Origin of the sequence: Pseudomonas agronomica (assembly GCF_025917275.1) — a bacterium.
GTDB classification, from domain to species: domain Bacteria; phylum Pseudomonadota; class Gammaproteobacteria; order Pseudomonadales; family Pseudomonadaceae; genus Aquipseudomonas; species Aquipseudomonas agronomica.
The window spans coordinates 1-271 of the sequence record NZ_JAOSHO010001132.1; the positions used below are offsets into that span (position 1 = coordinate 1).

Annotated in this window: 1 protein-coding gene; it reads left to right on the top strand. The window is 64.9% G+C overall.

What is annotated here, in order from left to right; translation table 11 throughout:
• On the top strand, positions 1 to 246 hold a 246-nt coding region (locus OC610_RS29240), incomplete at its 5' end, for an SDR family oxidoreductase (protein WP_264433337.1).
• Positions 247 to 271 lie beyond the last annotated feature (25 nt).

Consider the following 271-nt stretch of genomic DNA (forward strand, 5'->3'; position numbering starts at 1 on the left):
GAGCTGGCTGTCGACGGGGTGCGGGTCAACGGTGTGGAGCCGGGAATGATCGCCACGCCGGCCATGGGCAACCTGGGCGATGATCAGGTCAATGCCGACATTGCCAGCCGTGTACCGCTGGGACGCCTCGGCGCGCCAGAGGATATCGCAGGGGCCATGCTATTCCTGGCGTCGGACCTGGCGGCCTACATCACCGGGCAGACCCTCATCGTGGATGGCGGGTCGACGTTGCCGGAGGTCAAGTAAGCCCTTGAGTGTGAACCAGTTGTGG